General features: G+C 73.8%; 13 protein-coding genes and 1 pseudogene. 4 read left to right on the top strand and 10 right to left on the bottom strand.

Translation table 11 applies throughout. The annotated features are described in order from the left end of the window. Positions 1-139 precede the first annotated feature (139 nt). Both ACZ55U_RS02860 and ACZ55U_RS02855 read right to left on the bottom strand, forming a co-directional pair. Positions 140-1,549 (bottom strand): hypothetical protein, encoded by a 1,410-nt coding sequence (locus ACZ55U_RS02860; protein WP_465521686.1) that lies wholly within the window; start codon positions 1,547-1,549, stop codon positions 140-142. Beyond that, positions 1,546-2,160: an RNA polymerase sigma factor gene (locus ACZ55U_RS02855; protein WP_465521684.1), complete on the bottom strand. Its 615-nt coding sequence runs from the start codon at positions 2,158-2,160 to the stop codon at positions 1,546-1,548. The genes ACZ55U_RS02860 and ACZ55U_RS02855 overlap by 4 nt, the downstream gene beginning before the upstream one ends. Before the next feature lie 467 nt (positions 2,161-2,627). On the opposite strand from ACZ55U_RS02855, the gene ACZ55U_RS02850 reads away from it, so the two are divergent. Next, entirely contained in the window at positions 2,628-3,668 is a 1,041-nt protein-coding gene (locus ACZ55U_RS02850; RefSeq protein WP_465521682.1) for a helix-turn-helix domain-containing protein, read from the top strand. Positions 3,669-3,677: 9 nt separating this feature from the next. Here the strand turns inward: ACZ55U_RS02850 and ACZ55U_RS02845 are convergent, their stop codons facing one another. The 7 genes and pseudogenes from ACZ55U_RS02845 to ACZ55U_RS02815 form a co-directional block, all read right to left on the bottom strand. After that, on the bottom strand, positions 3,678-4,451 hold the full coding sequence (locus ACZ55U_RS02845; RefSeq protein WP_465521680.1) for a MerR family transcriptional regulator: 774 nt from the start codon (positions 4,449-4,451) through the stop codon (positions 3,678-3,680). A 116-nt stretch (positions 4,452-4,567) separates the two neighbouring features. After that, positions 4,568-5,794, bottom strand: coding sequence for a hypothetical protein (locus tag ACZ55U_RS02840; protein ID WP_465521678.1), 1,227 nt, complete (start codon positions 5,792-5,794; stop codon positions 4,568-4,570). A gap of 236 nt (positions 5,795-6,030) precedes the next feature. After that, a complete protein-coding gene (locus ACZ55U_RS02835) occupies positions 6,031-7,200 on the bottom strand; it encodes an LPXTG cell wall anchor domain-containing protein (RefSeq protein WP_465521676.1) in 1,170 nt (389 codons plus the stop codon). Between the two features lie 297 nt (positions 7,201-7,497). Beyond that, positions 7,498-8,076, bottom strand: coding sequence for an NAD(P)H-dependent oxidoreductase (locus ACZ55U_RS02830; RefSeq protein ID WP_465521674.1), 579 nt, complete (start codon positions 8,074-8,076; stop codon positions 7,498-7,500). A gap of 146 nt (positions 8,077-8,222) precedes the next feature. Beyond that, a pseudogene (locus ACZ55U_RS02825) lies at positions 8,223-9,122 on the bottom strand (NAD(P)-dependent oxidoreductase); the annotation flags it as partial. Between the two features lie 173 nt (positions 9,123-9,295). Continuing rightward, positions 9,296-9,721 carry a YunG family protein gene (locus ACZ55U_RS02820; protein WP_465521672.1) on the bottom strand — a complete coding sequence of 142 codons (426 nt, stop codon included), beginning with the start codon at positions 9,719-9,721 and terminating at the stop codon, positions 9,296-9,298. Between the two features lie 162 nt (positions 9,722-9,883). Beyond that, the gene (locus ACZ55U_RS02815) at positions 9,884-10,444 is read right to left on the bottom strand and encodes a GlcG/HbpS family heme-binding protein (RefSeq protein WP_465521670.1); all 561 of its coding nucleotides are present in this window, start codon (positions 10,442-10,444) and stop codon (positions 9,884-9,886) included. 319 nt (positions 10,445-10,763) lie between these two features. On the opposite strand from ACZ55U_RS02815, the gene ACZ55U_RS02810 reads away from it, so the two are divergent. Together ACZ55U_RS02810 and ACZ55U_RS02805 are read left to right on the top strand one after the other, a co-directional pair. Then, positions 10,764-12,059, top strand: a complete 1,296-nt coding sequence (locus tag ACZ55U_RS02810; RefSeq protein WP_465521668.1) for a sensor histidine kinase — start codon at positions 10,764-10,766, stop codon at positions 12,057-12,059. 55 nt (positions 12,060-12,114) lie between these two features. Further along, the gene (locus tag ACZ55U_RS02805) at positions 12,115-12,807 is read left to right on the top strand and encodes a response regulator (RefSeq protein ID WP_465521666.1); all 693 of its coding nucleotides are present in this window, start codon (positions 12,115-12,117) and stop codon (positions 12,805-12,807) included. A gap of 506 nt (positions 12,808-13,313) precedes the next feature. Here the strand turns inward: ACZ55U_RS02805 and ACZ55U_RS02800 are convergent. Beyond that, positions 13,314-13,916, bottom strand: coding sequence for a hypothetical protein (locus ACZ55U_RS02800; protein ID WP_465521664.1), 603 nt, complete (start codon positions 13,914-13,916; stop codon positions 13,314-13,316). Between the two features lie 416 nt (positions 13,917-14,332). Between ACZ55U_RS02800 and ACZ55U_RS02795 the strand changes: the two genes are divergently transcribed. Beyond that, positions 14,333-15,451, top strand: a complete 1,119-nt coding sequence (locus ACZ55U_RS02795) for a nucleotide disphospho-sugar-binding domain-containing protein (protein WP_465521662.1) — start codon at positions 14,333-14,335, stop codon at positions 15,449-15,451. Positions 15,452-15,755 lie beyond the last annotated feature (304 nt).

Raw genomic sequence — 15,755 nt, 5'->3', positions numbered from 1 at the left:
AAAAGAGAGGCCTTCCCCTCTTTGGGGGGTGCCGCCCTTGGTAGAGAATTTTCCCCCGTACTACCCCACAAACCCCACCCCCCCCCCCCCCCGCCCCCCCCCCCCCCCCCCCCCCCCCTCGACGACGACCCGCGGCAGGCTACTTCGCGACCACCCGCACCGGGACGGTCTGGGTGCCGACGGTGGCCGGAACCCCTTCGGCCGGGAAGAGCAGGGCCTCCGCGGTCACCGGCATCACCCCGGCACCGTCCTCCTTGGTCAGCTTCATCCGGTACTTCAGCGTCACGCTCTGCCCGGGGGCCAGGGCGAAGCCGCCGTCGGAAGCGGGCCTGCCCGCGACCGGCCGGTTGAGGGCCACCGGGGTCCAGGTGCCGCCGTCCTGCCGCTCCAGCGTCCCCTGGACGGTCGGCTGGCTGCCCCCGTACGACTCGGCGACCACGCGCGGGACCACCTGGGCGTAGCCGGTCTTGCCGGTGTTCCTGAAGGTGACGGAGAACGTCGTCGCGGTGCCGTCGTTCGGCACCGACTGGCCCGTGGTGAGGCCGTCCACCGAGACGGCGACGCTGGTGCCGGTGGCCGTCGCCCCGCCGGGCGGCTGGTGGCCGGTGACGTCCAGGGTGTCGAGGATCGAGACCAGGGCGGGCTGGTACTCGGGCTTCAGCCCGTTCGCCACGATGTACACCTGGTCCGTGCTGAGCCCCCACATCTGGGCCGTGAAGGCGTCACCCGGCTGGCAGGTCACCTGCCACTGGGTCTTGTCGATCGTCTTCCCGGCCACGATGTCCCTGGTCCGCACCGCGGGTCCGACCGAGGAATAGCCGTTGGCGGGGAAGTAGGGGTGGCCCCAGACCGGGCAGTTCGGCTGGTGGCCCCAGCCCGACTCCGAGCCCAGGTCGGCCATGGTGGGCCAGGTGCCGCCCTGCACCTCCTCCGGGCTGCTGTAGGCCACGACCAGCACGCCGTACGGCTCGCACTGCTGCTGCGACCAGCCCTCCTGCGGCTCGGTCGGCGCGCCCGGGCTCAGGACGCAGACCCGGTCGGCCGAGACCGGCACGGCCTTCCAGCCGGCCGGGACCTTGAACTTCACACCCCGGAGGTTGTACGAACTCGCCGGTGTCGACGGGGGGTTGGTGTTCCGGGGAGTGGGGGGTCCGGCGTCGGCCGGCGGAACCTCGGTCGCCGCGTCGGTGGGGGCGGCGGTCTCGCTCGGAGCGGCCGTCGGGCTGGGCTCGCCGGTCGGCTCGGGCGTCGGGCTGGGCGAGGCGGTCACGGTCGCGGCCGGCGGCGGGACCTGGTCCTGGGCGACCGGCTCGCCGTGGAAGCCGAGCACGCCGATCGCCATCGCGGCGGCCAGGCCGAGCGGCACGGTGACGGCGTACACGGGGCGCAGCCGGCGGATCCGGCTCTTCGGGGGCGCGGCCGGACGCAGGCTGCTCGCCGTGACCATGGAGGCGCGCGCGTTCAACGCCTCACGGAGCAGCCGTTCCGTCGGGGTCTCGGCCGGCCCGTCGCCGTCGCCGCCGATGCGGCGGGGGAGCTTGTCGGTCATCGAACCTTCTCCAGGTGCTTTTCCAAGGCGTCCAGGGCGCGACTGGCGGTGGACTTCACGGCACCCCGGGACAGTCCCAGGGTCTCGGCTATCTGCGCCTCCGACAGGTCGGACCAGTAGCGCAGCACCAGCACCTCGCGCTGGCGGGGAGTCAACTCCTGCAGGGCCACCAGTACCCTGCGGTGCTCGTCGTTGAGCACCGCGTGGTCCTCGGCGGACGGGGCGTCGGCCACGTGCGGGGGCACGTACTCGCGGGCGGTCCTGCGGCGGCGCAGCATCGAGCGGGCACCGTTGACCACCGAGGTCCGCAGGTAGCCGAGCGCGTTGTCCAGGTCGTCCAGCTCCTCGCCGTGGCGCTGGTAGAGCTGGGTGAAGGCGTCCTGGACGACGTCCTCGGCCAGGTCCTGGTGGTCGACGAGCATGACGGCCATCCGGACCAGTCCGAGCCGGTGGGCGTGGTACAGGTCGGTCAGGGTGGGCCGTTCCTCGGCCGGCTTGCGCCCGCCGCGCAGCAGGCGGAAGCCGGAGCGGCGCTGCTTCGCCTCCTGCTCGGTGACGACACCGGCGAGCGGCTCGCCGGCTTCCTGCGCGCCGAACAACGCGGCAGCCATCCCTCGGATGGAGAACCCGCGCCCCCCTGTCGGCACAGTGGTCGGCCCGATGGCCATGGACATGCGCTTCCGCTTTCCCCCGGGACGGTGACGACACCGGCCGCCCCGTCAGGTCACCTGATCAAGATCGTGATCGGAAGGATCATTCCAGCCGCCGGTGGCCCGCCCCCTTCCGCCCCTCACTTCCATGGACGTGTGGCGGGAGCGGAGGTTGCAGGCGGATCCGAGGAACTTTCCGGAGCTTTCCCGAGCTTTCCGAGGCGGCCGGGACGGCTACACTCACCGGCATTCCGCCACCCGTGAGCAGGGGGTTTCGCATGGCCGAGCAGGACGTCCAGGGCCCGGTCGGTGCCGGAACCGGCAGGGCCGACGGGGGTTCCGCGCCCGGGGTTTCCGTGGCCGGGGGTTTCGCGCCCGGGGTTTCCGCACCTGCGAGTTCCGCGCCCGGCGTCCCCGGACGGCGGCCGGTGCCCGTCAGGATCGGCCCGCGCCCGGCGCCCGTGCACGACGTCGCGGTGTACGCCTTCGCGGGCATGGCACCGTTCGAACTCGGCGTGGTGGTCGAGGTGTTCGGGCTGGCCCGGCCCGAGCTGACCGGGCTGCTGGCGGCTCCCTGGTACGGGCTGAAGGTGTGCGCCGACCGGCCCGGGACGGAGCTGGACGCGGTGGGCGGCTTCGGGCTGACCGCCCGGCACGGCCTGGACGAACTGGCCGCGGCCGACACCGTGGTGATCCCCGGGGTGCCGAACGCGTTCGGCGGCATGGGGGCGCCCGCCGGCCGCCAGGACGGGGGCGTCTCCCCCGGGCTGGTCGAGGCGCTGCGCACCGCGCACGGGCGCGGCGCCCGGATCGTGTCGATCTGCGGCGGCGCCTTCGCGCTGGCCGCCGCCGGACTGCTGGACGGCCGGGAGGCGACCACCCACTGGCAGTACGCCGACCTGCTCCAGCAGCGGTACCCGCGGGTGCGGGTCAACCCCGACGTGCTCTACGTGGATGACGGCGACGTGCTCACCAGCGCGGGCAGCGCGGCCGGCATCGACCTCTGCCTGCACCTGATCCGCCGCGACCACGGCGCCAAGGTGGCCAACGCGGTGGCCCGCCGCTTCGTGGTCGCCCCGCACCGGGACGGCGGGCAGGCCCAGTTCATCGAGGCGGCGGTCCGCCCGGTCGAGGACGAGGACGACGGCATAGCCCGCAGCATGCGGTGGGCTCTGGACCACCTGCCGTCCCCGCTGACCGTCTCCCTGCTGGCCCGGGCCGCCCGGATGTCGGACCGCTCGTACCTGCGGCACTTCACCGCCCGCAACGGGACCAGCCCGATGCGCTGGGTCGTCACCCAGCGCATCGCGGCCAGTCTGCCGCTGCTGGAGTCCCCGGAGGGGACGGTGGAGGAGGTCGCCGCAGCGGTCGGCTTCGAGAGCGCCGCGACCTTCCGGCACCACTTCGGCCGGGTGACGCGCACCTCCCCGACCGCCTACCGGCGCTCCTTCGGGCGCGGGGCCGCCTGAGCGCGCCGGCTACGCCTGCTCGCGCCGGTCCGCGTTGGCGAGGATCGCGTCGTGCAGCCACTGCGCCAGGCCCGGCGCGATCTCCTCGTAGGTGTCCGTCCAGCGCTGGTCGGAGACGTACAGGCAGGCCAGGCCGCGGTGGATGGTGAAGGTGCAGTCGTAGAAGTTGCGGCAGATGTGCTGCCGGTGCTCCTCGGCGAGGCCGGTGGCCACCTCGCCGTCGGCGGGCTCGCCGGCCGTGATCGCCGCGGCCAGACGGGTGTTGAGCTCCGTCATCTCGGCCTGGATCCGCTGCCAGTCGGCCTTGGAGTAGCCGCCGGTGCGGCGCTGCGACTCGGCCCAGGCCTCGGTGTCCCCCCAGCGCTGCTCGGCCTCCTGCTCCCACTCCTCCTGGTAGCCCTCGCCGAAGATCTCGAACTTCTCCTCCGGGGTCAGCTGAATGCCCATTCTCCGTGCCTCCATGGCGTGTTCGACGGCGGTGGCGAGTTCCTGGAGGTGCCTGATCCGGTCGGTGAGCAGCCGGTGCTGCCGCCGGAGGTGTTCGCTCGGGCTGACCGTGTGGTCGTCCAGGATCGCCGCGATCTCCTCCAGGGGGAAGCCGAGTTCCCGGTAGAAGAGGACCTGCTGCAGCCGGTCGAGGTCGGCGTCCACGTACCGGCGGTAGCCGGAGCGGGTCCGGCCGGCCGGGGACAGCAGGCCGATCTCGTCGTAGTGGTGCAGGGTGCGGACGGTCACCTTGGCGATCTTCGCCACGGCGCCGACCGAGTAGCCCTCACTGGTCATCGGAGTTCCTCCCTGGTGCTGACCACCACCCTCGGCTCTCACGTCGCGTGAGGGTCAAGTCGCGCGTCGCGCGTCGCGCCGGGGGTGGATTCGCCTGGGGGACGCGGCGGGGGGGATCAGGCGGCGCGAGCGGGCTCCGGAAGCCGGTGCCCGTCCCGCGGTGTGGCGTCGGCGCCCCGCCGCGACCCGGACCGCCGGCGGCGGGACCGCTGGGTGGGCCAGAACAGCACGTACCCGGCGGAGACCACCACGAAGGCGAGCCGGACGAAGCCCCGGGCCGAGTCGGACGGGAGGAACAGCGTGCCGCCGTACAGCGCGACCAGCGCGATCCAGCTCCACCACGGGACGAGCCGCTTCTGCCCGACCGCGTCCCAGAGCAGGGTGCCGAGCAGGATCGAGGCCGTGTAGTACGTGTAGACGCTCGGATCGAGCAGGATGCGGGCGTCCGCGCCCAGCAGCACCACGGCCGGCCAGCGGCCGCGCCAGACGGCGACGCAGCCGAGCCCGATGCCGAGCGCGAACTGGGTCGGCCGGTCCCACCAGGGGGTCGCCGGGTCGGTCACCCCGAACCAGCGCAGCGCGGAGGCGGGCTGGTTCGGGATGGTGAACTTGGCAGCCGCCATGGTGTCCAGGTTGCCCAGGTAGAACGGCAGCCAGGCGATCGCCACCAGGGCGCAGAACCAGAGCGCGGTGCGCAGCCAGGCGGGCCGGGGCAGCGCCAGGATCAGCGGCGCGAAGGCTATCGCCCAGGGTTTGGAGTCGACCGCCAGCGCCAGGAACACCGCGACCTGGACGGACTTGCCGCGGGCCAGGGCGTGCGCGGCGAGGGTGGTGAAGAACAGCGCGAGGACGTCGTCCAGGTGCGCGAAGCGGACCGAGACCTCGACCCACATCGGGATGAACGCCAGCCCGGCGATCAGCAGGCGCTGCTGGAGCCGCCGGTGGTTGATCCCGGTGCCGAGGTAGTACAGGGCGGCGGTGCGGCCGATCAGGACCAGCATCACCAGGCCCAGCCCGGCGCTCACCGCCTCGGCGATCAGCTCGCCGGTGTGCGGGGCGAACGGGGCGGTGAGCCTGGCCGCGGCGAGGCTCACCGGGCCGATCTGGAGTTCCGGGTGGTGGGCGTAGAGCGACAGGCCGCCGTCGGGCTGGTCGCTGAAGAGCAGTTGTTCGCCCTGGCGCAGGTAGTGCCAGGAGAAGCCGCCGCTGGGCTCGACCAGGAAGAACCAGAGCACCGTCCAGGCCGTCAGCAGGATGTGGTGCCTCCGGAGCGGCAGTCCCGCGATCCGCCCGGTCGCCGCCTCGTAGTCGGTGGTGGCCCGTGCCGTGCGTGCTTCCCGCACCTGTCCTCTCCCCGCCGTTCCGCCCCCCTCCGGCCGGACATCCTATGTGACGAAACAGAACCGCCCGTGCCGCCCGCACACCCGTCCGAGGGGACGGTGCGGGGCGGCACGGGCGGGCTCCGGGCGGGCTCCGGGCGGCGTTGTCCTCCGGGTCGGCGCCTGTGGGTCACTGCCTCACGGCCGGTGCCCTACGGCCAGTGCCCTACGGCCGGTTGACTATGGTCAGCGCCTTCGGCTCAGCCCTGCTGCGCGGACTTGCGGCGGCGCAGCACCACGAGGGTGCCGACACCGGCCACCAGGACGGCGCCGCCGGTGGCCGCGACGGCGGTGGTGTGGTCACCGCCACCGGTCTGGGCCAGGGCCTTGTCGTCGTCGTCCGCCCCGGCCTTCGCCTTGTCGACGGCGCCCGGGGTCAGCGGCGGCGGGGTGATGACCGGGGGCTCCACCGGGAAGTCGATCGGGCCCGAGGTGTCACCGCTGCTCTCGGCCGGGGCCGGGGCGGTGGCCGAGCCGGAGGGGGTGCCGGTGGCCGGGGTGGTCGGCTTCTCGGTCGGGGTCCCGGTGGGCTTCTCGGTCGGGGTCTCGGTCGGCTTCTCGGTGGGCTTCTCGGTCGGGGTCCCGGTCGGCTTCTCGGTGGGCTGCTCCGTCGGCGCGACGGTCGGGCTGGCCGACGGGGAGCTACTGGCGGTCGGGGAGCCGCTGGCGGTCGGGCTCGGCTTGCCCGTCGGGCTGGGCTTGCCGGTGTGCGTCGGGGTCGGCTTGCCGCCCGGCGCCTTGATGACGAAGCCCACGCCGCCGTCGCAGCTGAGGTGCCCGTTGTCGACCGGCTGGTGGCTGGTGTCGTCGAGCTGGGCGGCGAAGACGACCGGGACGACGCCGGCCCGGCCGAGCGGGGAGCCGTCGGCGAAGGACGCCCGGATCTTGATCGGGACGTGCTTGCCCCGGTTCACCCCGAGCAGGTCGTCGGCGACCGGGTTGCCGTCCCCGTCGAGGGTCCCGAGCATCATCAGGACGGAGCTGTGCTTCTCCCCGCTCTGGTCGGGGGCCACCACGGCGGTCTGCCACTGGCCCTTGGGCAGCTTGTACTGGACCTTGAGGTCCTTCGCCTGGAGGGTGCCCGCCTTGTTCTTGAACTTGAGCAGCGGGATGAAGACGAAGTCGTGCTTCGTCCGGTTCTCGATCTCGAACGTGAACTCGCGGGCGTCACCACCGGCGACGAAGGTGCCGGGAACGCCGTCCAGCGAGAGGTCGAGGCTCGCGTGCGACGCCTTGTCCGCCGCCTGCGTGGCGGCGGCGGACGGAGTGCCGGGGGTGCCGACGGCCATGGCGCCCTGGGCGCCGGCCAGCACCAGCGAGGACGCGAGCGCGGCGGCTCCGGCAAGGGCAAGACTGCGACGTATGGACAAGGAGACCTCACGGAAGTGTCCGGGCGAGGCCCGGGAAGGCGCGAGGGGGCAGCCGTGAACGCCGCGGAACCCCCCGCGAAGCTGAAAGTCCGACGGAGAGTACCGAACGATCCGGCCGATCAGGAAGGCGGGTGGCACGCTGCGTCCCGACCACCGGGAGAGCATGCCCGAATCGTCCAACTCTGTTTATTCGTAGGGCTTTTGCACTTCGCCCGATCGTCACCGACCGGTGACGGGTACACGCCCGCGGGGCGGTACCGCGCGCCCACCCCGGCAGCGGCCTCGGCCCCCCGGGCTTCAGCCCCCGAAGAAGGACTTGGCCGCGATCAGCGCCCGCTCGTCGTCCAGCACGTCCGCCGGGCGGTTGCCGTTGCCGAGCAGCACCCCGCCCCAGCGCATCCCCATGTACTCGGCGGTCAGCCGCAGCGTGCCGATCAGCGGCTCGGCCAGGTGGCTCTCACCGGCGAGGACCGTGACCCCCCACATGGTGCCGCCGCGCATCCCGTCGCCGAAGGCCACCCCGGGCTCCCGGAGCCAGGCCGACCAGTAGTCGAGGTAGAGCTTGGCGCTGGTCGGCAGCGAGTACCAGTACAGCGGCGCGACGAAGACCAGGTCGGTCGCCGCCAGGGTGGCGTCCAGCAGGGTCCGCTCGTGGCCGGTGGGCTCCGGGTAGCTGCCGTCACCGGTGTGCCGCAGGTCCCGGAAGGGCGGCAGCGGGTGGTCGTCCAGCCGCAGCCAGCGCTGCTCGGCACCGGCCGGCAGGCTCGACTCGGCGGCCAGCCGGGCGAGGCGGACCGAGTTTCCGTCGGGGCGCGCACTGGAGTCGAGGAACAGGAAGCGGCGCGGCGCATCGGCGCCGGTCGACTGATCGGACATCAGAACTCCTCCGTGGTACGCGCGGTGAACGCAGGAGTGAGCAATCGTCCAACGTCGATCTATTCCAGGCCCGATGTCGCGACGGCCTCATCGGCGGCGTCGGCCTTTCATCGGCGGCGTCGGCCCGTGCCGGCCCGTGCCGGCGGTCAGTCGGGCAGTCCGGCCCGGCGGCGGGCGACGGCGGCGACGGCCGCCCAGTCCTTGTCCCCGTCGCCGTGGGCCAGCGCGTCCAGGAAGGCGTCCCGCAGGATGCTGCCGAACGGCAGCGGGACGTTGCGCGCGGCCCCCGCCTCCAGCGCGAGTCCGACGTCCTTGAGCCCCAGCGGCAGCCGGAACCCGGCCGGCTCGTAGCGGCGCTCGGCCACCATCGCGCCGTAGCCGGAGTGGATCGGCCCGGGGAAGAGCGTGCCGGTGAGCATCTCGACCAGGTCGGTCGGCCGGACGCCGTGCGCGTCGGCCAGGCTGCACGCCTCGGCCATCGACTCGATCGCGCAGGCGATCAGGAAGTTGGCGCTGATCTTGGCCGTGCTGGCCTGCCGGGGTGCCTCGCCGAAGTGCCAGGTGCGCTCGCCCATCGCTGCGAACAGCGGCTCGGCCCGGTCCAGCAGCTCGGGCGCGCCCGCGACCAGGATGTTCAGCCGCCCCGCTTCCGCGACCGGCGGCCGGCCGAGGACGGGCGCGGCGACGTAGCCGACGCCGTGCTCGGTGTGCAGCGCCTCGGCCCGCTCGGCGAGGGCGAGCGAGACGGTGGCCATGTTGACGTGCAGGGTCGCCGTGGCGCCGGCCAGTAGCGCGGGGTCGAGCAGCAGCTGTTCGACCGCCGTGTCGTTGGCCAGCATGGAGACCACCGTGTCGGCGGCGAACACCTCGGCGAGCGAGTCGGCCGCCTCCGCGCCCTCGGCCACCAGGGCGGCCACCGGCTCGGGCGAGCGGTTCCAGACCCGTACGGTGTGACCGGCCCGCAGCAGGCTGCCGGCCATGCCCCGTCCCATCGAGCCCAGCCCCACGAAGCCGATCGTCTGCCCGGTCATCCGCGCGCTCCCCGTTCGTTCCTCGCCGTCACTGCCCGTACGCGACCGAACTGTACGTCAGGAGGGGGCGACTCGATCCGAGACGGCGCGGCCCGGCTGACGCGCGGAGCGGCTCACGCAGGCGCGGCCCACGCGCACGCCCGACCCGCGCGCATGCCCGGCTCACACGCCCGGCTCACACGCCCGGCTCACACGCAGGCGCGGGCCGGCCTCCGGGTGCGGTCGGCGACGGCGCCGCGCTCCAGTTCGGCGACCACCCGGCCGCGCAGCAGCTCGTACTGGGCCTGGAGCCGGCCGGGGCGGGCCGGGCGGGCGACCGGTCGGCCACGGCCGACCAACTCGTCCGGCCCGAACTGCTCACGGGTGAGGTCGATCTCGAAGCCGGTGGCGAAGCGGTTCCACCAGTGGAGGTCCGTCCGCACCCCGTCGACGTACACCTCGCCCATCATGAGCTCGCCGCCGAGCAGGTCGTGCACCACCATCGCCGTCACCCCGCACTGGCCGCGGGCGGGGTTGTCGGGACGCCAGTGGGCCAGATCCTCGGGCGCACAGGTGTCGACGCCCCAGGAGGAGCGGATCGCACGTTCGATGTCGTTGAGGGTCCACGCCGTCATACCGGGAAGCCTGCCACGCGCCACTGACAGCGGCACCGGCTTTTCGAAGGGTCATCCCGTGTTCTGCGGCGACCCCTCCGGCGTTCACCCGAACGAGGCAAACGCCCGGCCGGCCCGCCCCTGCTGCCCGGGGCGGACCGGCCGTGGAGCCGCTACGGGGCGTTACTTCGCCAGCTCCGCGACACCGGCCTGGGCGAACTGCTCGTCCAGGTCGCCGCTGGGCGCGCCCGCGACGCCGACGGCCGCGATCGGAGCGCCCTTCGACTGGATCGGGGCACCGCCGGCCAGGAAGAGGGTGCCCGGGATGTCCTTCAGGTTCGGGGTCTGCGCCAGCCGCTTGGTCAGCTCCGAGGTCGGGGCGTTCCAGGACACCGCCGTGAAGGCCTTGCGCTCGGCCGACTCCGGGGCCTGCGGGCCAGCGCCGTCGCCCTTCAGCAGCACCCGGGTGACCCCGTCACGGTCGACGACCGCGACCGAGACGTGCTGGCCCGCCTTGGTGGCCGCGTCCAGGGCGGCCTGGGCGGCGCGGGTGGCGGCGTCGATGGTCAACCCGCTGCTCGGGGCCAGGTTCTTGTTCTGGGTGTCGGCCTTCGCCGCGGCCGGGACGACCGGGGTCTCGGAGGACTCGGCGCTGGCCGAGACGGCGCCCACGGTGGCGGCGGCGAGCGCGGCGGCGGCGACGGTGCCGGTCAGCACCCGGGTGCGCACGGAGGTCTTCTTCATGGTCCAGCTCCTCAGCGGGTCTACGGGGTGGTGTGGCGGGATCGGGCCGCCGGGCCGTACGGGGGCTCGCCCGGCGGCGTGCTCCGATCCTCCGGCGGGGACGGGTGCGCCACATCGACGGACCGGCGCGAGCGGCCGGGCATGATGGAGGACGGCGGCGTCAACCGATCGGCTGATGCGGGCCCGGGCCGGACGGGTCACCATCGAGGGATCGGCGCAGGTCAGTGCGGGTCGAGCGGATCGGTGCGGGCCGACGCCGACCGCGCCCCGACAGCATCCGTCCAGCCGCCCGCAGCACCCGTACAGCCAGGAGCCAGCCGTGCAGCAGCCCCGCCCGGCCGTCGGCCGCGGCACCACGGACCGCACCGGTGCCGGTGCCGGTGCTGACGCTGACGCTGACGCTGACGCCGGTGCCGGCCGCTCCACCGCCGCCGGCCACGACCTCGGCGACCCGGACGCCGGCCGGCTCGCGGTGCTGCTGGACTCCGCCTTCCTGCTGCTGCTCGCCGCCTCGCTCAACCGCTACCTCGACCACCACTGGGGCAACGCCCAGGCGCCCTGGGTGATCGGGCTGAGCGCGGCCCTCGCGGTCGCCCAGCCGGCCGGCTCCTGGCTCGACCACCACCGCCCACCCGCCCCGGGTCGGCGCCGCCGGTGGCCGTCGGCCCTGGTGGTGGCGCTCTGGGTGGTGCTGGTGCTGCTCGCGCCGAGCTTCGCCTGGTGCGCCGTCCCACTGATCTACACCGCCCTGCGGGCGCTGCCCGCGAAGGCCGCCATCCCGCTGGTCGGCGCGCTGACCCTGCTGGTGGTGATCGCCGAGCTCCGGCTGCCCGGGGGCGACGCCACGCTCGTCCTGCTGCCACCCGCGGTGGCCGGGCTCGCCACCGGCGTCTTCCTCTTCATGGCCCGGCAGGCCGCCCGGCAGCGCGCGCTGATCGCCGATCTGGTCCGCACCCGGCGCGAACTCGCCGCCACCGAAAGGCGGGAGGGCACCCTGGCCGAGCGCGAACGGCTGGCGATGGAGATCCACGACACCCTGGCGCAGGGCCTGTCCAGCCAGCAGATGCTGCTCCAGGCCGCCGAGCGCACCTGGGACACCCACCCCGCGACCGCCCGCACCCACGTCCGCACCGCCGCCGAGGTGGCCGCCCGGAACCTGGCCGAGGCCCGCCGCTTCGTCCACGACCTCGCCCCGGCGGAGCTCTCCGACGGCCGGACGCTCGACCGGGCGCTCCGGGCGCTGGCCGAGCGGGAGTCCGCCGAGAGCGGGCTCCCGGTCCGCTTCCACCTGGACGGCGCCCCCGTGCCGCTGTCCGCCGCCGCGCAGTCGGCACTGCTGCGGATCGCCCAGGGCGCGCTGGCCAACGTCCGCGAGCACGCCGGGGCCTCGGCCGCCGCGATCACGCTGTCCTTCCTCGGCGACCAGGCCGTGCTGGACGTCGCCGACGACGGGCGGGGCTTCTCCCCGGACACGGCCGGCGCCGGGGGCGGGCGCGGGTACGGCCTGCCGGCGATGCGCGCGCGGCTGCGGCAGCTCGGCGGCAGCCTGACCGTGGAGAGCGCGCCGGGCGAGGGCACGGTCGTCTCCGCGGCGATCCCCCTGGGACACCGATGAGCGCCGGTACACCCACGAGCACCCTCGTCCGCCGATGAGCCTGGAGCACGCACCGATGAGCACGACTCCCGTCCCGCCCGTTCCCGTCCGCCCCGTTCCCGTCCGCCCCGCTCCCGTCCGCCCCGCTCCCGTCCGGCTGCTGGTCTGCGACGACCACGCGGTGGTGCGGGCCGGCCTGCTGGCGCTGCTGGCGAGCGCGGGCGACATCGAGGTGGTCGGCGAGGCGAGCACCGGGGAGGAGGCCGTCGCCCTGGCCGCCCGGCTGGCGCCGCAGGTCGTGCTGATGGACCTCCAACTCGGCGACGGCATCGACGGGGTGGAGGCCACCCGGCGGATCACCGCCGTCCCGGGCGGGCCGCACGTCCTGGTGCTCACCACCTACGACACCGACGCCGACATCACCCGGGCCATCGCCGCCGGCGCCACCGGCTACCTGCTCAAGGCCGAGCGGCCGGAGGAGCTGTTCGCCGCCGTGCACGCGGCCGCCCGGGGCCGGACGGTGCTCTCGCCGCCGGTCGCCTCCCGGGTGATGGCGCAGATGCGGGCACCCGCGCGCCGGCTCACCGAGCGCGAGCAGGACATCCTCGAACAGCTGGCGCAGGGGCTGGGCAACCGGGAGATCGCCCGGGCGCTGTTCATCAGCGAGGCCACGGTGAAGACACACCTCGGCCGGATCTACGACAAGTTGGGCGTGGACACCCGGGCGGGCGCGGTCGCGGTGGCGAAGGAGCGCAGGCTGCTGCGCTGAGCGCTCGCCCGATGTCACTGCGTGCTGTCATGATGCTCGGAATGTCGGATTCCATCTCGGCCCCCGGCTCGGCCAGGCCTGGGCGGCTCGACCCCGGTCGCCCTGACGACAGCACAACTCCCTGATCAGAGGCCCATCCGAGCGCTTCCGGAGCGTCCACCACATTGTGGATTTTTCGTGGACTTCTCTATTGACAAACAAACCACTCGGTTTGTTACGGTGAGATCCACGACGTCCCCGGGGGTGGGGTGCTCGCCGGGGCCTGTGCGGACCGCTCTCGCCGGAGGGTGTAGCCAGGGGGGAACGGTGGGCGTGCCGGGGTGTCGGGGGGAGCGGCAGCGCCGAAGCCGCTCGACCAGGAGGCGGGGGGGGGGGGGGGGGGGGGGGGGGGGGGAACACCCCCCCCCCCCCCCCCCCCCCCCCCCCCCCCCCCCCCTCCCCCGTTCTCCGGCCCTTCCGGCCTTCCCTTCGCCGGCACTTGACGCGCGCAACGCGCCTTCCACCGGTCAGACCAGCGCGCTCCAGTACGGACAGCTCACGTACGGCAGCGGCGGCGCGCTGCGGTCGGCGCTCCCCGACAACACCGGGCCCCGCTCCGAACGGGCCACCCCCGGTGAGCTCGCGGTCAGCCCGGCCTCGCCCGACTCGCCGAAGCGCAACGCCAGCCGGTAGCCGTCCGGGGTGGTCGCGGTGACGCCCGGGCGCCCTCGATCGGCGTCCAGCGAGGTGATCATCCAGCCACGCCGCCGCCAGTGCCGCTCCACCACGCCGACCAGCACCAACCGCCGGGGCAGCGAGACGACGGTGAGGATGTCCCGGCCCCGGGTGACGTACCAGAGCAGCTCCGACTCCCGCCCCGGCAGGGGCAGTCGCGCGCCCGCACGGGCCGGCGCCCCCTGCCAGACCGGCATCGGACGGACGGCGTCCAGGGTGTCCTGGAGCAGCGTCTCGCAGCGCGCGGCGGCGTCGAGTTGGTCGACCGCCGCTCCCGGACCCGATCCGGGCCCGAACCCCGGGCCCGACCCCGGCCACCGGGCCGGCCCGGACGGCACGCCCCCGGGGCCGCCACCCGGACACCCGACGTTCAGTTCGGCACCACCTGACTGCACAGGGCCCCTCCGCACTCCTCCCGGCGTTCAACCCGGGCAGGCAATTCCGTCACTGCTTGGACGGCGGTCCGGTACGGACAGTTCCGCTCCCCGTTCCATCCCTCACCGTTCCCACACTTCCCGCCGCCGTCGGCACCGCCCGCATCCCCTACCGCGTCGCCCCCGGCCGCGAACAGCCGAGTTCCGAACCCCGCGGCACATCGCCCCGGTTCTCGCGCCGGACCTCGGCCCGCCGCTCCCGCGCACCCATGCTCCCGGAGGCGCTCGACCCGGCGCGTGGGTGCACGATTCCGTCCGCGCCGCAAGCGATGCGCCAAAAAGGCCGATAACCGTGCACAGTGATCTACATCAAATTGACTGAACGTCAACTTCAAAGGTGAGACTGCCTTGTTAGCGACATTCGCAAGGAGTCCACCATGCGCATACTCTTCGTCGGCCCCGCCGCGGCCGGCCACCTCTTCCCGATGGTGCCCACCGCCCAGGCACTGCGCGCCGCCGGGCACGAGGTGCTGTTCGCCAGCGGGCAGCCGTTCGACCACCTCCGCTCCGCGGGCTTCCCGATCGTCGAGATCGGCGACGGCCGGGTCCTGCGGGAGATCTTCGAGGAGCACCTCGGCGGCCGGGTCGAGTACGTCAACGAGGGCAGGACCCAGGAGGAGATCCTCGACATGGCGGCCGAGGTCTTCGCCCACGCCTCCCGCCCCGGCGTGGACGGCCTGCTGGCCGCCGCCACCGACTGGGGCGCCGACCTGCTCGTCCACGACTCCTTCCACGCCGCTCCCCCGCTGGTCGCCGGGCGGCTCAAGATCCCGTCGGTGGTCCACAACTTCGGTGTCAGTTCCGGCCGTCCGATGACCGAGCGGCTGGCCTCGCACGTGCCCGACCTGTACGAGGAGTACGGCCTGACCGGCCCGGCCACCACCGCGGTGCTCAACCTCGGCCCCCTCGGCGGGGACCCGGACGGCCTGCCGATGCGCTACATCCCGTACAACGGCGGTGGCATCGTCCCGGGCGAGTACCTCCGCCCGGCCGAGCGCCCGCGCGTGGTCGTCACCCTGGGCACCGTGCTCGCCGAGCTGGACGGCGTCCGGGCGGTGGTCCGCCTGGTCGAGGCGGCGGCCGAGGTGGACGCCGACTTCCTGCTCGCGGTCGGCGGCACCGACCTCTCCCCGCTCGGAACCCTGCCCGCCAACGTCCGCGGCCTGCCCTGGGTCCCGCTCAACGAGCTGCTCAGCCGCGCCGACGCCCTGATCCACCACGGCGGCTCCGGCACCATGCAGACCGCCCTCCAGGCCGGCCTGCCCCAGCTGCTCCTCCCGCAGGGCGCGGACCACTACATCAACGCGGAGGCCATCACCGCCACCGGCGCCGCCCTCAGCTCCACCTCCGACGCCGTCGACACCGCCCTGCTCACCCGCCTCCTCACCGACCCCGCCCTCCGCGACGCGGCCCACCGCCTCCAGGCCCGGAACGCCGCCCTGCCCACCCCGACCGCCCTGGTCCCCACCCTCGAAGACCTCACCAACCGCCACTGACCACCCCACCCCACCGGTGGCCGCAGGCCCACCCCGCCGGCGGCCACCCCCAACCAACCTCGGACAACACGAAAGCCGCAGGTCATGTGACCTGCGGCTTTCGACATGGAGCGGGCGACGAGAATCGAACTCGCGCTCTAAGCTTGGGAATCTTTGGGCCTTCGAGCCGAAAAGTGCTCCTGACCTGTACTGATACCAGCACAACCAGCCCGCCGGACGCCCAAGGCAGACCGCTACTGCCCGCCGTTCACCACCCGTTCTGGCACGGATCTGGCACAGCCCCCGACAGGGGCCCGCTGCCGCC

This window comes from Kitasatospora sp. NPDC034533, from assembly GCF_055575155.1.
The sequence above is the reverse complement of the archived record's forward strand: the minus strand, read 5'-3'. Positions and strand labels throughout refer to the sequence as shown.

Bases quoted from the DNA above. Each gene is read 5' to 3' on its own strand.
- ACZ55U_RS02860 (WP_465521686.1), bottom strand. From the start codon at position 1,549: ATGACCGACAAGCTCCCCCGCCGCATCGGCGGCGACGGCGACGGGCCG.
- ACZ55U_RS02855 (WP_465521684.1), bottom strand. From the start codon at position 2,160: ATGGCTGCCGCGTTGTTCGGCGCGCAGGAAGCCGGCGAGCCGCTCGCC.
- ACZ55U_RS02845 (WP_465521680.1), bottom strand. From the start codon at position 4,451: ATGACCAGTGAGGGCTACTCGGTCGGCGCCGTGGCGAAGATCGCCAAG.
- ACZ55U_RS02830 (WP_465521674.1), bottom strand. From the start codon at position 8,076: ATGTCCGATCAGTCGACCGGCGCCGATGCGCCGCGCCGCTTCCTGTTC.
- ACZ55U_RS02820 (WP_465521672.1), bottom strand. From the start codon at position 9,721: ATGACGGCGTGGACCCTCAACGACATCGAACGTGCGATCCGCTCCTCC.
- ACZ55U_RS02815 (WP_465521670.1), bottom strand. From the start codon at position 10,444: ATGAAGAAGACCTCCGTGCGCACCCGGGTGCTGACCGGCACCGTCGCC.
- ACZ55U_RS02805 (WP_465521666.1), top strand. From the start codon at position 12,115: ATGAGCACGACTCCCGTCCCGCCCGTTCCCGTCCGCCCCGTTCCCGTC.
- ACZ55U_RS02795 (WP_465521662.1), top strand. From the start codon at position 14,333: ATGCGCATACTCTTCGTCGGCCCCGCCGCGGCCGGCCACCTCTTCCCG.